The organism is Achromobacter sp. 77 (genome assembly GCF_020541125.1).
Taxonomy (GTDB): Bacteria; Pseudomonadota; Gammaproteobacteria; order Burkholderiales; family Burkholderiaceae_B; genus Achromobacter; species Achromobacter mucicolens.
The window spans coordinates 1,106,413-1,122,661 of the sequence record NZ_CP059848.1 but is presented as its reverse complement, the minus strand read 5'-3'; the positions used below and the strand labels follow the sequence as shown (position 1 = coordinate 1,122,661).

Annotated in this window: 13 protein-coding genes and 1 tRNA gene; 3 read left to right on the top strand and 11 right to left on the bottom strand. The window is 63.9% G+C overall.

Annotated elements, in window-relative coordinates:
• Positions 1–219: 219 nt before the first annotated feature.
• From H4P35_RS05080 to rpsO, 4 genes are all read right to left on the bottom strand, one after another.
• Positions 220–1,437, bottom strand: coding sequence for a threonine ammonia-lyase (locus H4P35_RS05080; protein ID WP_226848333.1), 1,218 nt, complete (start codon positions 1,435–1,437; stop codon positions 220–222).
• Positions 1,438–1,450: 13 nt separating this feature from the next.
• Positions 1,451–2,176 (bottom strand): hypothetical protein, encoded by a 726-nt coding sequence (locus H4P35_RS05075; protein ID WP_056321446.1) that lies wholly within the window; start codon positions 2,174–2,176, stop codon positions 1,451–1,453.
• A gap of 191 nt (positions 2,177–2,367) precedes the next feature.
• Complete coding sequence (pnp, locus tag H4P35_RS05070; RefSeq protein WP_226848332.1) at positions 2,368–4,530, bottom strand: polyribonucleotide nucleotidyltransferase; 2,163 nt, start codon at positions 4,528–4,530, stop codon at positions 2,368–2,370.
• Between the two features lie 90 nt (positions 4,531–4,620).
• Positions 4,621–4,890 carry a 30S ribosomal protein S15 gene (gene rpsO / locus H4P35_RS05065; RefSeq protein WP_006223612.1) on the bottom strand — a complete coding sequence of 90 codons (270 nt, stop codon included), beginning with the start codon at positions 4,888–4,890 and terminating at the stop codon, positions 4,621–4,623.
• A gap of 314 nt (positions 4,891–5,204) precedes the next feature.
• Here rpsO and H4P35_RS05060 point away from each other — a divergent pair, with 314 nt between their 5' ends.
• Positions 5,205–5,723, top strand: a complete 519-nt coding sequence (locus H4P35_RS05060; protein WP_226848331.1) for a hypothetical protein — start codon at positions 5,205–5,207, stop codon at positions 5,721–5,723.
• A 96-nt stretch (positions 5,724–5,819) separates the two neighbouring features.
• Here the strand turns inward: H4P35_RS05060 and pssA are convergent, their stop codons facing one another.
• From pssA to H4P35_RS05040, 4 genes are all read right to left on the bottom strand, one after another.
• On the bottom strand, positions 5,820–6,593 hold the full coding sequence (pssA, locus tag H4P35_RS05055) for a CDP-diacylglycerol--serine O-phosphatidyltransferase (protein ID WP_062840424.1): 774 nt from the start codon (positions 6,591–6,593) through the stop codon (positions 5,820–5,822).
• 200 nt (positions 6,594–6,793) lie between these two features.
• Positions 6,794–7,810, bottom strand: a complete 1,017-nt coding sequence (ilvC, locus tag H4P35_RS05050) for a ketol-acid reductoisomerase (protein WP_062840423.1) — start codon at positions 7,808–7,810, stop codon at positions 6,794–6,796.
• A 73-nt stretch (positions 7,811–7,883) separates the two neighbouring features.
• Positions 7,884–8,375, bottom strand: a complete 492-nt coding sequence (gene ilvN / locus H4P35_RS05045) for an acetolactate synthase small subunit (protein WP_006223608.1) — start codon at positions 8,373–8,375, stop codon at positions 7,884–7,886.
• A 12-nt stretch (positions 8,376–8,387) separates the two neighbouring features.
• Positions 8,388–10,103 (bottom strand): acetolactate synthase 3 catalytic subunit, encoded by a 1,716-nt coding sequence (locus H4P35_RS05040; RefSeq protein WP_056321431.1) that lies wholly within the window; start codon positions 10,101–10,103, stop codon positions 8,388–8,390.
• A 471-nt stretch (positions 10,104–10,574) separates the two neighbouring features.
• On the opposite strand from H4P35_RS05040, the gene H4P35_RS05035 reads away from it, so the two are divergent.
• The gene (locus H4P35_RS05035; RefSeq protein ID WP_226848330.1) at positions 10,575–12,800 is read left to right on the top strand and encodes an FUSC family membrane protein; all 2,226 of its coding nucleotides are present in this window, start codon (positions 10,575–10,577) and stop codon (positions 12,798–12,800) included.
• Positions 12,801–12,985: 185 nt separating this feature from the next.
• On the opposite strand, the gene yaaA is transcribed toward H4P35_RS05035, so the two are convergent.
• The 3 genes from yaaA to H4P35_RS05020 all read right to left on the bottom strand — a co-directional run bounded on the left by yaaA (position 12,986) and on the right by H4P35_RS05020 (position 15,897).
• Positions 12,986–13,759 carry a peroxide stress protein YaaA gene (gene yaaA, locus H4P35_RS05030; RefSeq protein ID WP_226848329.1) on the bottom strand — a complete coding sequence of 258 codons (774 nt, stop codon included), beginning with the start codon at positions 13,757–13,759 and terminating at the stop codon, positions 12,986–12,988.
• A 16-nt stretch (positions 13,760–13,775) separates the two neighbouring features.
• On the bottom strand, positions 13,776–14,558 hold the full coding sequence (locus tag H4P35_RS05025; protein WP_062840421.1) for a 3-hydroxybutyrate dehydrogenase: 783 nt from the start codon (positions 14,556–14,558) through the stop codon (positions 13,776–13,778).
• A gap of 121 nt (positions 14,559–14,679) precedes the next feature.
• On the bottom strand, positions 14,680–15,897 hold the full coding sequence (locus tag H4P35_RS05020; RefSeq protein ID WP_226848328.1) for a cation:proton antiporter: 1,218 nt from the start codon (positions 15,895–15,897) through the stop codon (positions 14,680–14,682).
• Positions 15,898–16,131: 234 nt separating this feature from the next.
• Between H4P35_RS05020 and H4P35_RS05015 the strand changes: the two genes are divergently transcribed.
• A tRNA-Ser gene (locus H4P35_RS05015) sits at positions 16,132–16,222 on the top strand.
• Positions 16,223–16,249 lie beyond the last annotated feature (27 nt).

Genomic DNA, 16,249 nt, shown 5'->3' with positions numbered 1-16,249 from the left:
CGCCCGAAATCGTGAAATATGCAGATGCATTTTTTTTGGGGTCAGAGGCGCGCGTGGGACCAAGTCAGTCGCACCGAGGCCGCAAACGATTCGGCCCTTCAGCCGGTCAATGCGTGGGCCTCGCCAATGAAAATCGCTCCCGCCAAAAGTTCGGCGGGAGCGACAGTTTTCTGACAGGAACTTGAAAGCAACGGCGGCGTGTCGACGCCGCGCGGCGGATCAGTGGTCGTGGTTGCTGGCGGCGAATCCCGCCGCGTTCAGGATGTCGATCACTTCCTGGATATGCTCGGGGCCCCGAGTCTGGAGGACAAAATCCACCTCGACATTGCGCACCGGCAGCGACGTGAACGCGCGCTGGTGATGCACTTCCGTGATGTTGGCTTGCGCGTCGGCAATGAGCTTGGTGGCGTGGGCCAGCGCGCCCGGCAGGTCGCGCAGGTCGACGCGGATGCGCGCCAGGCGTCCGGCGCGAACCATGCCGCGCTCGATCAATTCGCCCAGCATCAGCGGATCGATATTGCCGCCGGTGAGTACAAGCCCGATGCGTTTGCCCTTATAGCGGTCGCTGCCCTCTTCCTGCGCGCGCAGCAAGGCGGCCAGGCCAGCGGCGCCGGCGCCTTCGACGACGGTCTTTTCAATTTCCAGCAGCACGACGATGGCATGCTCGATGTCCGCCTCGCTGACCAGCTCGATCCGGTCGACCAGCCGGCGAACGACGGGCAGCGTCAGATCGCCGGGCGATTTAACGGCGATGCCTTCGGCAATGGTGTACTGCCCCGGCGGCATGGTGGTGCCCTGGACAGCGGCGTACATGGCCGGAAAGCGCTCGGTCTGCACGCCCACAATCTCGATGGCGGGGTTCACGGCCTTGGCGGCCGTGGAAATCCCGGAGATCAGCCCGCCGCCGCCGATGGCGATGACCAGGGTATCGAGCTGGGGCTGGTCTTCCAGCATTTCCAGCGCGACGGTGCCCTGCCCGGCCATGACGGCTTCGTCGTCATAGGGGTGGATCATGATGAGGCCACGCTGCTGGGCCAGTTCGTAGCCGCGCGCCTTGGCGTCATCGAAGGTGTCGCCCGCCAGGACGACTTCGGCGCCGAAGCGCCGCGTATTGGCGACCTTCACCGTCGGGGTGAACCGCGGCATCACGATCACCGCCGGCACGCCCATGCGCTGCGCATGGTAGGCCACGCCCTGGGCGTGATTGCCCGCCGAGACCGCGATCACGCCCTTGGCACGCTCGGCGTCCGACAGCGTGAGCATGCGGTTCAGCGCGCCGCGCTCCTTGAAGGACGCGGTGAACTGCAGATTCTCGAACTTCAGCCAGATCTCGGCGCCGAAGATGTCGGACAGCGTGCGGGACAGGGTGAACGGGGTCTTGAGCACCTGCCCGCGCAGGTTCTCGCGGGCGGCCTGGATGGATGCGATATCGATCACGATGGAAATCCTGTTAACGCACAGGCAGGAAGTTGAAGAGCAACAGGCCCTGGGCGTAGTTGATGCCGATGCGCCGGGAGTTTTCGCCGAGCAGGTTGGCGATCAGGTCCAGCCGGCCGATGATGGCGCCGAACTCGCGCTCGAAGCTGAGATTCGTGGCGTTCGGGGAAATCTCATTGGCCAGCAGCAGCAGTTCGCCCTGGTTGTTGCGGCGCGTGGCCAGCAGCCAGGCCGCGGCCTCGACGTTCCGAGCGGCATTGTAGACCCGCTGGCCATCCAGGGCGTCGGTGGCGTACAGGCGTGTCTTGCCGTTGTGCGCGGCGATGATGGTGTCGGCCAGGCCGTAGATGAAGGCGCCGACCCGGTCGCCCGGATAGTTGGGATCCAGCGCAACCGCCAGGATCTGGATGTCGCGCAAGCCCGCCAGGTCGCCAGGAGGCACGCGCACTTCGATGGAATGCTTGACGCGGTTGACCGCCGTGGCCAGGTCCGGCACGCCGGTCTTGCGCCATTCCCGGGGATTGCGGCGGTACAGCTTGTCGAGCAGCGAGTACAGGCTGGTCAGGTTGTCTCGCACCTCCAGCGTGACGGTGCGGTTGAAGTCCGTCTGCGCGAACTGGTCCGCCGTCATGTCCTCGCCCTTGGGGCCGCGCTGACCCGGCCCGGGGGGAGTCATGCAGCCCGTCAACAGCGCAGCCAGCAGCGCCGTGGTGACTGCGGTTATCGGCCACGCCGTCATGCCTTGCTCATCCGTCTGCCCCCTTAGATCAAGCGTGAAGCGCGCCGCATCGGGGCGGCGCGTCTCTCGCGCAAGACTTTACAGGAAGGCGGGCGAACTGGGGAGCCGCGGGCCGCCCCGCATGGCTGCCAACGACGCAGGCAAAAAAAACGACGCCTTGCGGCGCCGTCTTCAATCAGGAGGCTGCAGGCTTATTCAGCTTGCGGTTCCGATTGGGGAGCGGCTTCGGGAGCGGCAGCGGCTTGCTGCTGCTCGATGCCGCCGATCGCCTTGATGGACAGGCGCAGGCGGCCCTTGTCGTCGGCCTCGATGACCTTGACGCGGACTTGCTGGCCGACCTTCAGCACATCGTTGATGTTCGCGATGCGGTAGTTGGCGATTTCGGAGATGTGCAGCAGGCCGTCGCGGCCCGGCAGCACTTGCACGATGGCGCCGAAGTCCAGCAGACGCAGGACCGAGCCTTCGTAGATCTGGCCCACTTCGACGTCGGCGGTCAGCTCGACGATGCGGCGCTGGGCTTCCTTGGCCTGCGCTTCGTCGACGCTGGCGATCACGATCGTGCCGTCGTCGGAGATGTCGATCTGCGTGCCGGTTTCTTCGGTCAGCGCGCGGATGGTGGCGCCGCCCTTGCCGATCACGTCGCGGATCTTCTCGGGGTTGATCTTGATGGTCAGCATGCGCGGCGCGAACGCCGACAGCTCGCCGCGCGAACCGTCCAGGGCTTCCTTCATCTTGCCGAGGATGTGCAGACGGCCTTCACGGGCCTGGTCCAGCGCAACCTGCATGATTTCCTTGGTGATGCCCTGGATCTTGATGTCCATCTGCAGTGCGGTAACGCCGTTTTCGGTGCCCGCAACCTTGAAGTCCATGTCGCCCAGGTGATCTTCGTCGCCCAGGATGTCCGTCAGCACGGCAAACTTGCCGCCGTCCAGGATCAGGCCCATGGCCACGCCGGCCACGTGATCCTTGATGGGCACACCAGCGTCCATCATGGCGAGCGAGCCGCCGCAGACCGAGGCCATCGACGAGGAGCCGTTGGATTCGGTGATTTCCGACACGAGGCGGATCGTGTACTGGAAGTCTTCGGGGGCCGGCAGCACCGGAACCAGCGAACGCTTGGCCAGACGGCCGTGGCCGATTTCGCGGCGCTTGGGCACACCGATGCGGCCGGTTTCGCCGGTGGCGAACGGAGGCATGTTGTAGTGCATCATGAAGCGGTCACGGTACTCGCCCATGAGCGCGTCGATGATCTGTTCGTCTTGCTTGGTGCCCAGCGTGGCCACGACCAGCGCCTGGGTTTCGCCACGGGTGAACAGCGCGCTGCCGTGCGCGCGGGGCAGCACGCCCAGACGCACGCTGATCGGACGCACGGTGCGGGTGTCGCGGCCGTCGATACGCGGTTCGCCGTTCAGGATCTGGCCGCGGACGATGGCCGATTCCAGCGAGAACATGATGTTGTCGACCGTGACGGCGTCCGGAGCCGATTCGCCCTTTTCGGCGGCGGCGGCGGCCAGCTTGGCCGACACTTCGGCCGACACTTCACGCAGCTTGGCCGTGCGGGCCTGCTTTTCGCGGATCTGGTAGGCGGCATTCAGGCCTTCCTGGCCGGCGGCGGTGACCGCGGCGATCAGGGCCTCGTCCTTGGCGGGAGCTTGCCAATCCCAATCGGGCTTGCCAGCGTCCTTCACGAGGTCGTGGATGGCATTGATGACGGCCTGCATTTGCTGGTGGCCATAGACCACGCCGCCCAACATGACTTCTTCGGACAGTTGGTCAGCTTCCGATTCGACCATCAGCACGGCGTTTTCCGTACCGGCGACAACCAGGTTCAGCTTGGAGGACTTCAGTTCCGATGCGGTCGGGTTGATGGTGTATTGACCATCGATGTAACCCACGCGCGCGGCGCCGATCGGGCCATTGAACGGGATGCCGGAGATGGCCAGCGCGGCCGAGGCGCCGATCATGGCGGCGATGTCGGGATCGATTTCAGGATTGACCGACAGCGTGTGCAGGACCACCTGGACTTCGTTGTAGAAGTCTTCGGGGAACAGCGGACGCAGCGGACGGTCGATCAGGCGCGACGTCAGCGTTTCCTTTTCGGAGGGCTTGCCTTCGCGCTTGAAGAACCCGCCCGGGATACGGCCGGCGGCGTAGGTCTTTTCGATGTAGTCGACGGTCAGCGGGAAGAACGTCTGACCCGGCTTGGCCTTCTTGGCAGCCACGACGGTGGCCAGGACGACGGTGTCCTCGATCGACACCACAACGGCGCCGGAGGCCTGGCGAGCGATCTCGCCAGTTTCCAGGACGACCGTATGCTGGCCGTACTGGAACGATTTAGTCACTTTGTTGAACATGACGATTATTCCTTACAAATGAAAAACCGTGGCCGCTGCGACATGCGTCGCACCGACCACGGTTGCGTCATGGGGAGCCAGCCCCGTCGATCACTTGCGCAGACCGAGTTTTTCGATCAGTGCGCGGTACGAATCGGGATTGCGGCCCTTGAGATAGTCGAGCAGCTTGCGGCGACGGCTGACCATACGCAGCAGACCGCGGCGCGAGTGATGATCCTTCATGTGTTCTTTGAAGTGACCGGTCAGCTCGTTGATACGGGCGGTGAGCAGAGCCACCTGAACTTCGGGGGAGCCGGTATCGCCCTGAGCGCGTTGGAATTGCGCAACGATATCGGATTTCTTGATGTCAGCTACAGACATTGATGACCTCTTCGGACATGCGACAGGGCCGAGGCGCCCTGACGTGGTTTGGAAAAAATTTGCGCGAGCCAGGCTTGAATTCGCTTTCTCACTGCTGCCATTGGCGGGATCGGGCAGGACCGGCAAATAAGGCGTGACGCCGTGTTGCGGGCACTGCGACAAGCCACCAGCGGCTGGCGCAAAGGATCTTGCAGAATCAATACATTTGATAAAGCTCGGCGATTATAGCTGATTCGCTAGAATTACCCCAGCAAGGAGACTGAACCAGGCCAATGGCCGGTCGAGGCGGCAACGCCCACCCACAGGAGAAGGACATGATCAGCCCACACCGAATGGTCCGCTTGGCCGCCGCATCGATCGCGCTGGCCGGTCTGGCCGCCTGCGCCAACATGACCGAGGTGCCGCCCGGCACCCCGCTGTCGCAAGTCCAGACGCAATTTGGCGCGCCCAACTTCGAATGTCCCCAGGCCAACGGCGGCCGGCGCGTGATCTGGACGCAGCAACCGATGGGCCAGTATGCGTGGGGCGCCAACGTCGGTCGCGATGAACGGGTCGACCGGGTGATGCCGCTTCTGACCGACGCGCATTTCAAGGTGCTGGAGACGGGAGATTGGGGGCCGGATCGCGTGCGCTGCGAATTCGGACCTCCCGCGCGCATCGACCAGGCCGGGCTGGGCGAAAAGCGCGAAGTCGTCTGGTCGTACCGCTACAAGGAAAACGGCGTGTGGAACTCGCTGATGTACGTCTACATGAGCCGCGACGGCAGCAAGGTGACGCACTTTCATCCCGGGCCGGACCCCATGTACGACGACGACCGGTTCAACTGGTGGTAGATGGCCCGCCCGGGCTGTCTGCGCCCCGGACCTGAAGGCCCGCCAAAATGAAAAAACCCGCCGGTTTTGAATCGGCGGGTTTCTTTTTGGGCGTCCTCAGGAGGAATGGCCCCGGCGCTCCTGCTGCAGGCGGCGCACCTTGTTCCAGCGCCAGACCCACGTGACCCAGCCCGACAGGCCGTACAGCACGAACAGGCCGAACAGCACCACCGGAGGATCGCTGGACACGAACACGAACACCGCGACGACGAGCAGGATGCCCCAGAACGGCACACTGCGGCCCAAGGCGAAGCTCTTGCCGCTGAAGAACGGCGCGTTCGACACCATGGTGATGCCGGCGTACATGGTCAGCGTGAATGCCACCCAGGCCATCAGGCTGTCATGGATGGGCAGCTTGTTGTCCACGGCTAGCCACACAAAACCGGCCACCAGCGCGGCCGCGGCGGGGCTGGGCAGGCCCTGGAAGTAGCGTTTGTCGACCACGGCGATGTTGGTGTTGAAGCGCGCCAGACGCAGCGCCGCCCCCGATACATACACGAAGGCCGCCAGCCAGCCCCAGCGGCCAAGGTCGTTCAGGATCCATTCGTACATGACCAGCGCCGGCGCCACGCCGAACGACGTCATGTCGGACAGCGAGTCGTATTGCTCGCCGAATGCGGACTGGGTGTTGGTCAGACGGGCCACCCGGCCGTCCATGCCGTCCAGCACCATGGCGACAAAAATGGCGATGGCGGCGACTTCGAAGCGGTCGTTCATGGCCTGCACAACGGCATAGAACCCGGCAAACAAAGCGGCGGTGGTGAACGCGTTGGGAAGCAGGTAAATGCTCCGGTGGCGGTTCTCGGAATCGCGCATGGAAAAATTGGGCATGGTCTCAATAACTTACGACGGACTTTGAAAGGTTAACCTATCTGGCCCTGCTTGCGGGCTACAGCAAGGATCGTGCCCGGCCCAATTGGCGCCAGGGGCCGTAAATAAGCAGGAAAAGGCCAAAAAAAGCGGCATGCCCTTGCGAGGCATGCCGCTTCGATCCTGACCGGCGGGGTCTGAAAGCCCCGCCTGCCCGGGGATCAGTTCTTGGACTTGTCCACCAGCTTGTTGGCGGCGATCCAGGGCATCATGGCGCGCAGCTTGCCGCCCACTTGCTCGATCTGCGATTCCGCATTGATGCGGCGGCGCGAGGTCAGCGTCGGGGCGCCGGCGGCGTTTTCCAGGATGAACTTCTTGGCGTATTCGCCGGTCTGGATGTCCGTCAGGCACTGGCGCATGGCCTTGCGGGTTTCGTCCGTGACGATCTTCGGACCCGTTTCGTATTCGCCGAATTCGGCGTTGTTCGAAATCGAGTAGTTCATGTTGGCGATGCCGCCTTCGTAGATCAGGTCGACGATCAGCTTGAGCTCGTGCAGGCACTCGAAGTAGGCCATTTCGGGCGCGTAGCCGGCTTCCACCAGCGTGTCGAAACCGGCCTTGATCAGTTCGACGGTACCGCCGCACAGCACGGCCTGTTCGCCGAACAGGTCGGTTTCGGTTTCTTCGCGGAAATTGGTTTCGATGATGCCGGCACGGCCGCCGCCGTTGGCGCTGGCGTACGACAGGGCCACGTCACGCGCGGCGCCCGACTTGTCCTGGTACACGGCCACCAGGTGGGGCACGCCGCCACCTTGCTTGTACGTGTTGCGCACCGTGTGGCCGGGGGCCTTCGGGGCGATCATGATGACGTCGATGTCTTCGCGCGGCACGACCTGGCCGTAGTGCACGTTGAACCCGTGGGCAAACGCCAGGGCGGCGCCCGCCTTGATGTTGGCGTGGACTTCGTTGTTGTAGACCGAAGCGATATTCTCGTCGGGCAGCAGCATCATGACGATGTCGGCCGACTTGACGGCGTCGGCGACTTCCTTGACTTCCAGGCCGGCGTTGGCGGCCTTGTTCCACGAGGCGCCGCCCTTGCGCAGGCCGACGATGACCTTCACGCCCGACTCATGCAGGTTCAGCGCGTGCGCGTGGCCTTGCGAGCCGTAACCGATGATGGCGACGGTCTTGCCTTTGATGAGGGACAGATCGCAGTCTTTGTCGTAGAAAACTTTCATGTTGTGCTCCAGATTCCAGTATTTGGATATTCGTTTGATTCAGATGTAGGGTGAGGCAGGCCTGGAAGGCCGGTCAAATCTTCAAAATCCGTTCACCGCGTCCGATGCCGGACACGCCGGTGCGCACGGTTTCAAGGATGGCACTGCGGTCCAGGGCCTCGAGGAAGGCCTGTACTTTTTCCTGCACCCCGGTCAGTTCGATGGTGTAGGACTTGTCGGTGACGTCGATGATGCGGCCGCGGAAGATGTCCGCCATGCGCTTCATTTCCTCGCGTTCCTTGCCGACGGCGCGCACCTTCACGAGCATCAGCTCGCGCTCGATGTGGGCGCCTTCGGTCAGGTCCACCACCTTCACGACATCGACCAGGCGGTTCAAATGCTTGGTGATCTGTTCGATGACCTCGTCCGAGCCGGTCGTGACGATGGTCATGCGCGACAGCGTGGAATCCTCGGTGGGCGCCACGGTCAGGGTTTCGATGTTGTAGCCCCGCGCGGAAAACAGGCCCACCACGCGCGACAGCGCGCCGGGTTCGTTTTCGAGGAGGACGGAAATCACGTGCTTCATTGCGGGGCCTCCTTACAGGTCTTCAGAGCCGAGCAGCATTTCGGTCAGCCCGCGGCCGGCCTTGACCATCGGCCACACGTTTTCGGTGCGGTCGGTGATGAAGTCCAGGAAGACCAGGCGCTCCTTGTGCTTGCCAAACGCCTCGCGCAGCGCCGGTTCGACGTCGGCCGGGCGCTCGATGCGCAGGCCCACGTGGCCATAGGCCTCGGCAACCTTGACGAAATCAGGCAGCGAATCCATGTACGACTCGGAATAGCGCGAGCCGTAGTCGATCTGCTGCCACTGGCGCACCATGCCCAGGAAACGGTTGTTCAGGCAGACGATCTTGGGCGTCAGGCGGTACTGGTGGCAGGTCGACAGTTCCTGGATGTTCATCTGGATCGAGGCTTCGCCGGTGATGACGGCGACGTCCTTGCCCGGATTGGCCATCTGCACGCCCATGGCGTACGGCAGGCCCACACCCATGGTGCCCAGTCCGCCGGAGTTGATCCAGCGGCGCGGCTTGTCGAACTTGTAGTACTGCGCGGCCCACATCTGGTGCTGGCCGACGTCCGAGGTGACGAAAGCGTCGCCGCCCGTCACTTCCCAGAGCTTTTCCACCACGTACTGCGGCTTGATGACTTCGGTCGAATTGGCGAACTTCAGGCATTCCTTGCCGCGCCACGTCTCGACCTGGTCCCACCACTTGGCCAGCGAGGCCGGCTTGTGCTCGGCGGCGGCTATCTCGAACTGCGCGCTGAGGTCGGCCAGGACGTCCTTGACGTTGCCCACGATCGGGACATCCACGCGCACGCGCTTGGAGATCGACGAGGGATCGATGTCGATATGGATGATCTTGCGGGCGTTCTGCGCGAAGTGCTTGGGGTTGCCGATCACGCGGTCATCGAAGCGGGCGCCGATGGCAAGCAGCACGTCGCAGTGCTGCATGGCCATGTTGGCCTCGTACGTGCCGTGCATGCCGGGCATGCCCACGAACTGGCCGCTGCTGGCCGGGAAGCCGCCCAGACCCATGAGGGTGCTGGTGCAGGGCGCGCCCAGCTGCGTCACGAGCTTGTTGAGCTCGGGCGCGGCGTTCGACAGGATGACGCCGCCGCCCGTGTAGATCATGGGGCGTTCGGCGGCCAGCAGCATCTGCACGGCCTTCTTGATCTGTCCCTGATGGCCCTTGTTGACGGGCGCGTAGGAACGCATCGAGATCTCGCCCTTGGGCGGCACGTACTTGCACTGCGCGACGGTGATGTCCTTGGGGATATCCACCAGCACCGGGCCCGGACGCCCCGTGCGCGCAATGTAGAACGCGCGGCGCATGGTTTCGGCCAGGTCCTTGACGTCACGCACCAGGAAGTTGTGCTTGACGCAGGGACGCGTGATGCCGACGGTGTCGCATTCCTGGAAGGCGTCTTCGCCAATGGCCGCAGTGGGCACCTGCCCGCTGATGATGACCATCGGGATGGAGTCCATGTAGGCGGTGGCAATGCCGGTAACGGCATTGGTCACGCCCGGACCGCTGGTCACGATGCAGACGCCGACCTTTTGCGACGAGCGCGAATAGGCATCGGCCGCGTGCACGGCAGCTTGCTCGTGACGAACCAGGATATGCTGGAATTTGTCTTGCTTGAAGATTGCGTCGTAGATATAGAGCACCGCGCCGCCAGGGTAGCCGAAAACGTGTTCCACGCCTTCATCGGCCAGGCAGCGCACGACGATGTCGGCGCCATTCATTTCCATGTTGTAGTTCCTTTCAGTACCGGCCCTGCAACCCTGACTGCTGCACGCCCGGATACGGCGGCAACTGAACCCATACCGGTTACGACAACATGATCCGGCGCTTAGCGGCTCACGGAGCCACGCCACCCGGACACCTTGCCGACCCGGCACACGCTCGACAGAACGCAGTGCAAACGCCCCTTGGGGACGCTGGAGGTCGAAATGGAAGCCTTGGCAACACACGCTTGTGGCGCGGCCAACGGCAGGTGTGACTTGCTGCAGGACGGCTGGGATGTGACCCTGGCCGTTCGCATCAACGCTCCGGTTTCGGATAGGCAGACCGAAGCAAGTGTGGCAATTTACCGCGTTGCGTCAAAGGTGGCAAATCGGGTTTTGCCGACCGTTGCAAGGAGGGTTCGGTAACTATCCGGCCCCAAAACCCGCGATGGCCTCTCTATACTTGTTGCGTCGTCCAGAACCGAGCCGCCGCCCATGGATTTACGCATTGCCAGCATCCGCCGCTTTCTCTATAGCCACTACTTCTTCGGAGGGGTGCGCCAGGGGGTTGGCATGCTGTTGCCCGTGCTGGTGCTGGGCGGCATCTTCGGCAATTACACGACCGGCCTGGTAGCGACCTTCGGCGCCCAGTGCCTGGCCATCATCGACCAGCCGGGTGGTCCGCAGCGGCACCGCACCAACGAAATGCTGGGCGGCGCGGCGCTGGGCACGATCACCGTCATCATCACGGGGCTGGCGTCCACGAATCCGGTGCTGATCTGGCTGGTGGTCATCGCGCAGTGCTTCGTCTATTCCATGTTCACCGTGTTCGGCAAGCGCGGCGGCCTGATCGGCTTCGCGGGCCTCCTGCTGATGACGCTGACCATGCATTCGCCGCTGGCGCCGCACGAAGTCCTGTCCCATGCCGCCGCCACGCTGGGCGGCGCGCTGTTCTATGTGGTGTTCAGTTTGGGCTTTTCGCGGCTGTTCTGGCTGCGCGAAGAGCAGCAGGCCATGTCGGTGGCGCTGTTTGCCACCGCCGACTACGTGGCCGCGCGCGCCAACTTCTACGACGAGACCTCGGATCTGGACGAGGCCTACCGCAACCTGATCCAGCGCCAATCGGTCATGACCGAGAAGCACCAGGCCGCGCGCGACATGGTGTTGCGCGCCCTGCCCCGCGGCAAGGGACTGGGCGACCGCCAGCGCGTGATGATCTGGAACATGTTCGTGGACATGCTGCAGCTGCTGGACACGCTGGTTGCCACGCATACCGACTACGCCGCGCTGCGCCGCACGCTGGCCGGCAACGATTGCCTGGTCTTCATGCGCGACGCGCTGGTGAAGATGTCGCTGGAGCTGAACCGTATCGCGCTGGACGTCTCGCGCGGGCGCAAGGTGCAGTACCGCAGCAGCGCCAAGGCCGAACTGCGCGCCATCGAATACGAGATCGAACAATTGAAGCAGCAAGGGCTGGGCGAGCGCGATCCGGAGATGCTGGCGCTCATCGTCCAGGTGCTGCGGCGCCTGCGCAATTCGGCGCGCATCGTGGACCGGCTGGCCGATCACACCGCGGCCTCGCCCGACGCCAAGCCGACCGATGTGCTGCGCATCAACAAGTCGCTGACGCGGTTCATTTCGCGCCAGGAGTTCCGGTTTGGCCTGTTGACGAGCAACCTGCGGCTGGATTCTCCGCATTTCCGCTACGCACTGCGCGTGACGGCCGCCGCGGCCATCGCGATGACGCTGGCCAGCCGCTGGCTGTCGCCCGAGTTCTCGGCGCACAACTACTGGATCATGCTGACCATCGTGATCATCATGAAGCCGGGCTTCGCGCTGACGCGCCAGCGCAATGGCTGGCGCCTGATGGGCACCCTGATCGGCTGCATCGCCGCGCTGCTGCTCTTTAACGTGACCGACGAGCCCAGCATCCTGTTCGCCGTGCTGCTGGGCGCGTGCATCATGGGCAACAGCCTGGTGCAGCTGAATTACATGGCCAGCGCAATCTTCAACACCTTGTTCGTGGTGCTGGTGTTCCACTTCGTGTCGCCAGGCACCGTGTCCATGTCGGTGATCGGCGAACGCGCCATCGACACGCTGCTGGGCTGCGCGCTGGCGCTGGTCTGCAGCTACATCCTGCCGTGGTGGGAGGCGCGTTACCTGAAGCCGCTGGCCTCGGCCGCGACCCGCGCCAACCGCGAGTATCTGCTGGCCGGCCTGCGCTACGTCGAAGCCATGCAGGCGCACGGCGCGCCGGTGGGCGAAGCCGCTGCCGAGACGCCGGCCGTCACCGACGCCGACCTGGCCTGGCGATTGGCGCGCAAGAACGTGCACATCGCCTTCAGCAATTTCGCCGAGGCGTTCTACCGGATGATGAGCGAACCCAAGTCGCATCAGGTGGACGTGCCGGAACTGAACAACCTGCTGATTCAGAACCACGTGCTGGCCTCGCAGATCACCGCCGCGATTCCCATTCTGGCGGCGCTGCCCGCCACGCCCGAGCCCATCAAGCAGGCCCTGGACGGCATGACCGTCCTGCTGGACGAAAACAGCCCGCGCGTGCCGCTGGACCTGCCCACGCAGTTCGACACCGCCGGCGACCAGGCCGCACTGGTCTATCCCGTGAAGCAGATGCTCAAGGCCACTCACATGATCCGCCAGGAACTGCTGGCGCTGGCCGACCCGCTGCATGCGCCGCCTGTGGCGGCGGCAGCCTCGTAAGCTGGCGTCCGCCGGTTCCGCGGGCGAAAAAATGCCGGCCTGGCGCAGATGCCAGCCCGGCATTTTTTTGTGAAAAGGCGAAGCCCGAGCAGCTCCAACCAGGTGTCTGACACCCCAACGAGACAGTCTTCAAGCGACCGCACCGCTTCCGGGGTGTCTGACACCCTCCCCGCTCGACAACGCCGTCAGTCCAGCTTGCGGCGGAACACCAGCTTGTCCGCCGATGACGCCGACGCGTCGTATGCGTAGCCTTCCAGATCAAAACCCTGCAGCCCTTCCGGCTTGGCGACCTTGTGCTGGATGGCGTAGCGCGCCATCAGCCCGCGTGCGCGTTTGGCATGGAAGCTGATGATCTTCCAGGCGCCGTTCTTCCAGTCCTGGAACACGCATTGCACCACCCGCGCCTTCAGCACCTTCTGGTCCACCGACTTGAAATACTCCTCGGAGGCCAGGTTGATGATGACCGGCGACTTCTGGCCGGCCTGCCGCTCGTTCAGGTAGTCCGAGATGGTGCTGCCCCAGTATTCATACAGGTTCTTGCCCTTGGGGGTCTCCAGCCGCGTGCCCATTTCCAGCCGGTAGGGCTGCATCAGGTCGAGCGGGCGCAGCACGCCGTACAGACCGCTCAGGATGGCGACGTGCTCCTGAGCCCAGTCGAGCTGCTTGGCCGACAGGGTGGCGGCGTCCAGGCCTTCGTAGACGTCGCCATTGAAGGCCAGCACGGCCTGGCGCGAGTTGGCCTGCGTGAAGCTGCGCTTCCAGTGCGCGTAGCGCTGGACGTTCAGCTCGGACAGGGCCGGGCTCAGGCTCATGAGTGCCGAGATGTCCTCGGCGGTCTTGGTCTTCAGGACCTTGATCAGGCCTGCGGCCTGGTCCACGAACATCGGCTGGGTGTGCGTCTCGATGTGCAGCGGCGAGTCGTAGTCCAGCTTCTTGGCGGGGGAAAGCAACAACAGCATTCAGGATTTCCTTGATTTAACGCGCCGTCCAGCCGCCATCGACGGAGACGGTCGTGCCGGTGATTTGCGCGGCGGCGTCCGAGGCCAGGAACACGGCGGTGCCGCCCAGTTGTTCCGGCGTCACGAATTGCAGGGACGGCTGCTTTTCGCTGAGCAATTCGCGGGCAGCGGCTTCCTGGTCGACGCCATTCTTTTCGGCCAGCGCGGTGATCTGCTTTTCGACGAGCGGGGTGCGCACCCAGCCCGGGCAGATCGCGTTGGCGGTGATGCCCTGCCCGGCCGTTTCCAGCGCCGTGACCTTGGTGAATCCCACCACGCCGTGCTTGGCCGCCACATAGGCCGACTTGCTAGCCGAGGCCACCAGACCGTGCGCCGACGCGATATTGATGATGCGGCCCGAGCCTTGCTTCTTCATGTGCGGCAAGGCGGCGGCGGTGCCGTGGAAGACGGCGGACAGATTCAGCGCCAGAATGGCGTCCCACTTTTCGGCCGGGAAATCTTCGATCAGCGCCGTGTGCTGGATGCCGGCGTTATTGACCAGGATGTCGATGCGGCCCAACTGGCGCACGGTGTTCTCGACCAGCTCGCGCACGGCCGCTCCCTTGGACAGGTCCGCGCCGTCGTAGATGACCTTCACGCCATGCTTGCTGGCCAGTTCCGAACGCAGCTTTTCAATGTCGGCCGCGTCGCCGAAACCGTTCAGCACGATGTCCGCACCCTGTTGGGCGAAGGCCGTGGCGATACCCAGGCCGATGCCGCTGGTGGAACCGGTGACAAGCGCTACTTTTCCTTTGAGCATGAGCTTTCTCCTGTGAGCGGGCGCATAAGTGAGGAAAACGAAAAGGGGGCAAACGAACAGGGCTACAAGTGTAGCTGCCCGGCAAGGCGCCCATCATGCCATGCCCTCACCCGCCGCAGGGTCAAGCGGCGGGCGGCTTGTCCGCCGGGGACGATGACGCGGCGTCGGCCGGCGGCGCGGCGTCCGCCACCGGCAGGCCGGCCATGCCGCCGTACTTTTCGGGCACGCGCTCCAGCACCTTGATCAGCACCGGCACCACGCCCATCGACACGGCGACGATCACCGACAACACGTCGCGCTGCTCCAGGTTGACCAGATGGTTGTCCCAGGCTTCGTTGAAGATGGCGAAGCTGAACTCGCCGCCCTGGGCCAGCACCAGCGCAAACAGCAGGCGGTGGTAACGGGGCAACCCCAGAAAGCGGGCAAAGCCATAAAGAATGACGGCCTTGACCGCCAGCAGGGCCAGCACGCCGGCGCAGATGAACATCCAGTGATGGGCCACCACCTTCAAGTTGATGGACATGCCGATGGCCACGAAGAACAGGCCCAGCAGCAATCCCTTGAACGGGTCGATCGCCTTTTCGAGTTCGTGCCGGTAGCGCGATTCGGCCATCAGCACGCCCACCAGGAATCCGCCCAGGCCGGCCGACAGGCCCGCATAGTCGAACAACTGGGCGGCACCCACCACCATCAGCAGCGCGGCGGCGGTAAACAGTTCGTTCAATTCCGCCTTGGCCGCCCACCCCAGAAGGCGCAGCCGGTAGGCCAGCGCCACCACCGCCACGGCGACCAGGGCTTCCTTGAAGGACGTGGCCGACGTGCCATCCGAACCCAGGAGGCCGGCAGCCACCAGCATCGGAATCGCGGCCATGTCCTGAAACAGCAGCACCCCCAGCGCCGAGCGCCCCAGCGGCGCGCGGGTCAACTGGCGCTCGTCGAGCAGGCGCAGCGCCACCGCCGTGGACGACAGCGCCAGCGACAGGCCGCACAGCACAGCTGCCTGCCATTCCATGCCGGCCAGATGCCGCAGGGCCGCGCCGAACACCACACCCAGCAGCAGGCCGCACACCAGCATCTGCAGCGAACCCAGGACAAAGACTTCGTTGCGCATCGCCCACAGGCGCTTGGGCGACAGCTCCAGCCCGATGATGAACAGCATCATCACGACGCCCCACTGCGAGACGCCGATCATCGTGTCCACATTGGTGACCAGCTTGAAGCACGATGGGCCGACCAGGATGCCTGCGATCAGATAGCCGGGAATGGCGCCCAGACCCAGCATTTGTGTGACGGGCACGCACAACACCGCGGCGAGCAGCAGGATGAGGATGAGGTCCATGGGATGGCCAGAGGGCGGAATGGGAAGAATTCTGGCCAAAGATTGCCCCGGCTGAAAGCCGGATGAAACCCGTTGTGGTCCTTTTACCCTTCCTTTTATCCGCCCCTTTACACAAAAGAAAAAAATCCTGTAGAATTGCGGGCTTCGCTGCTCCGACAACGAAGATCCTTCCGACCAGGGATCTTTAGTGAAGTCTTGTTAAACCGAAACTTCACCGCTGCGGAACCCAGCCACGGAGAGGTGGCAGAGTGGTCGAATGTACCTGACTCGAAATCAGGCGTACGGTATCCCCGTACCGTGGGTTCGAATCCCACCCTCTCCGCCAAGTATTAAAGAATGAAGCCCCTGAGAA

What these genes read in the sequence shown, in the direction of transcription:
- H4P35_RS05075 (WP_056321446.1), bottom strand. Translation starts at nt 2,176, where the DNA reads ATGACGGCGTGGCCGATAACCGCAGTCACCACGGCGCTGCTGGCTGCG.
- pnp (WP_226848332.1), bottom strand. Translation starts at nt 4,530, where the DNA reads ATGTTCAACAAAGTGACTAAATCGTTCCAGTACGGCCAGCATACGGTC.
- rpsO (WP_006223612.1), bottom strand. Translation starts at nt 4,890, where the DNA reads ATGTCTGTAGCTGACATCAAGAAATCCGATATCGTTGCGCAATTCCAA.
- H4P35_RS05060 (WP_226848331.1), top strand. Translation starts at nt 5,205, where the DNA reads ATGATCAGCCCACACCGAATGGTCCGCTTGGCCGCCGCATCGATCGCG.
- pssA (WP_062840424.1), bottom strand. Translation starts at nt 6,593, where the DNA reads ATGCCCAATTTTTCCATGCGCGATTCCGAGAACCGCCACCGGAGCATT.
- ilvC (WP_062840423.1), bottom strand. Translation starts at nt 7,810, where the DNA reads ATGAAAGTTTTCTACGACAAAGACTGCGATCTGTCCCTCATCAAAGGC.
- ilvN (WP_006223608.1), bottom strand. Translation starts at nt 8,375, where the DNA reads ATGAAGCACGTGATTTCCGTCCTCCTCGAAAACGAACCCGGCGCGCTG.
- H4P35_RS05040 (WP_056321431.1), bottom strand. Translation starts at nt 10,103, where the DNA reads ATGGAAATGAATGGCGCCGACATCGTCGTGCGCTGCCTGGCCGATGAA.
- H4P35_RS05035 (WP_226848330.1), top strand. Translation starts at nt 10,575, where the DNA reads ATGGATTTACGCATTGCCAGCATCCGCCGCTTTCTCTATAGCCACTAC.
- yaaA (WP_226848329.1), bottom strand. Translation starts at nt 13,759, where the DNA reads ATGCTGTTGTTGCTTTCCCCCGCCAAGAAGCTGGACTACGACTCGCCG.
- H4P35_RS05025 (WP_062840421.1), bottom strand. Translation starts at nt 14,558, where the DNA reads ATGCTCAAAGGAAAAGTAGCGCTTGTCACCGGTTCCACCAGCGGCATC.
- H4P35_RS05020 (WP_226848328.1), bottom strand. Translation starts at nt 15,897, where the DNA reads ATGGACCTCATCCTCATCCTGCTGCTCGCCGCGGTGTTGTGCGTGCCC.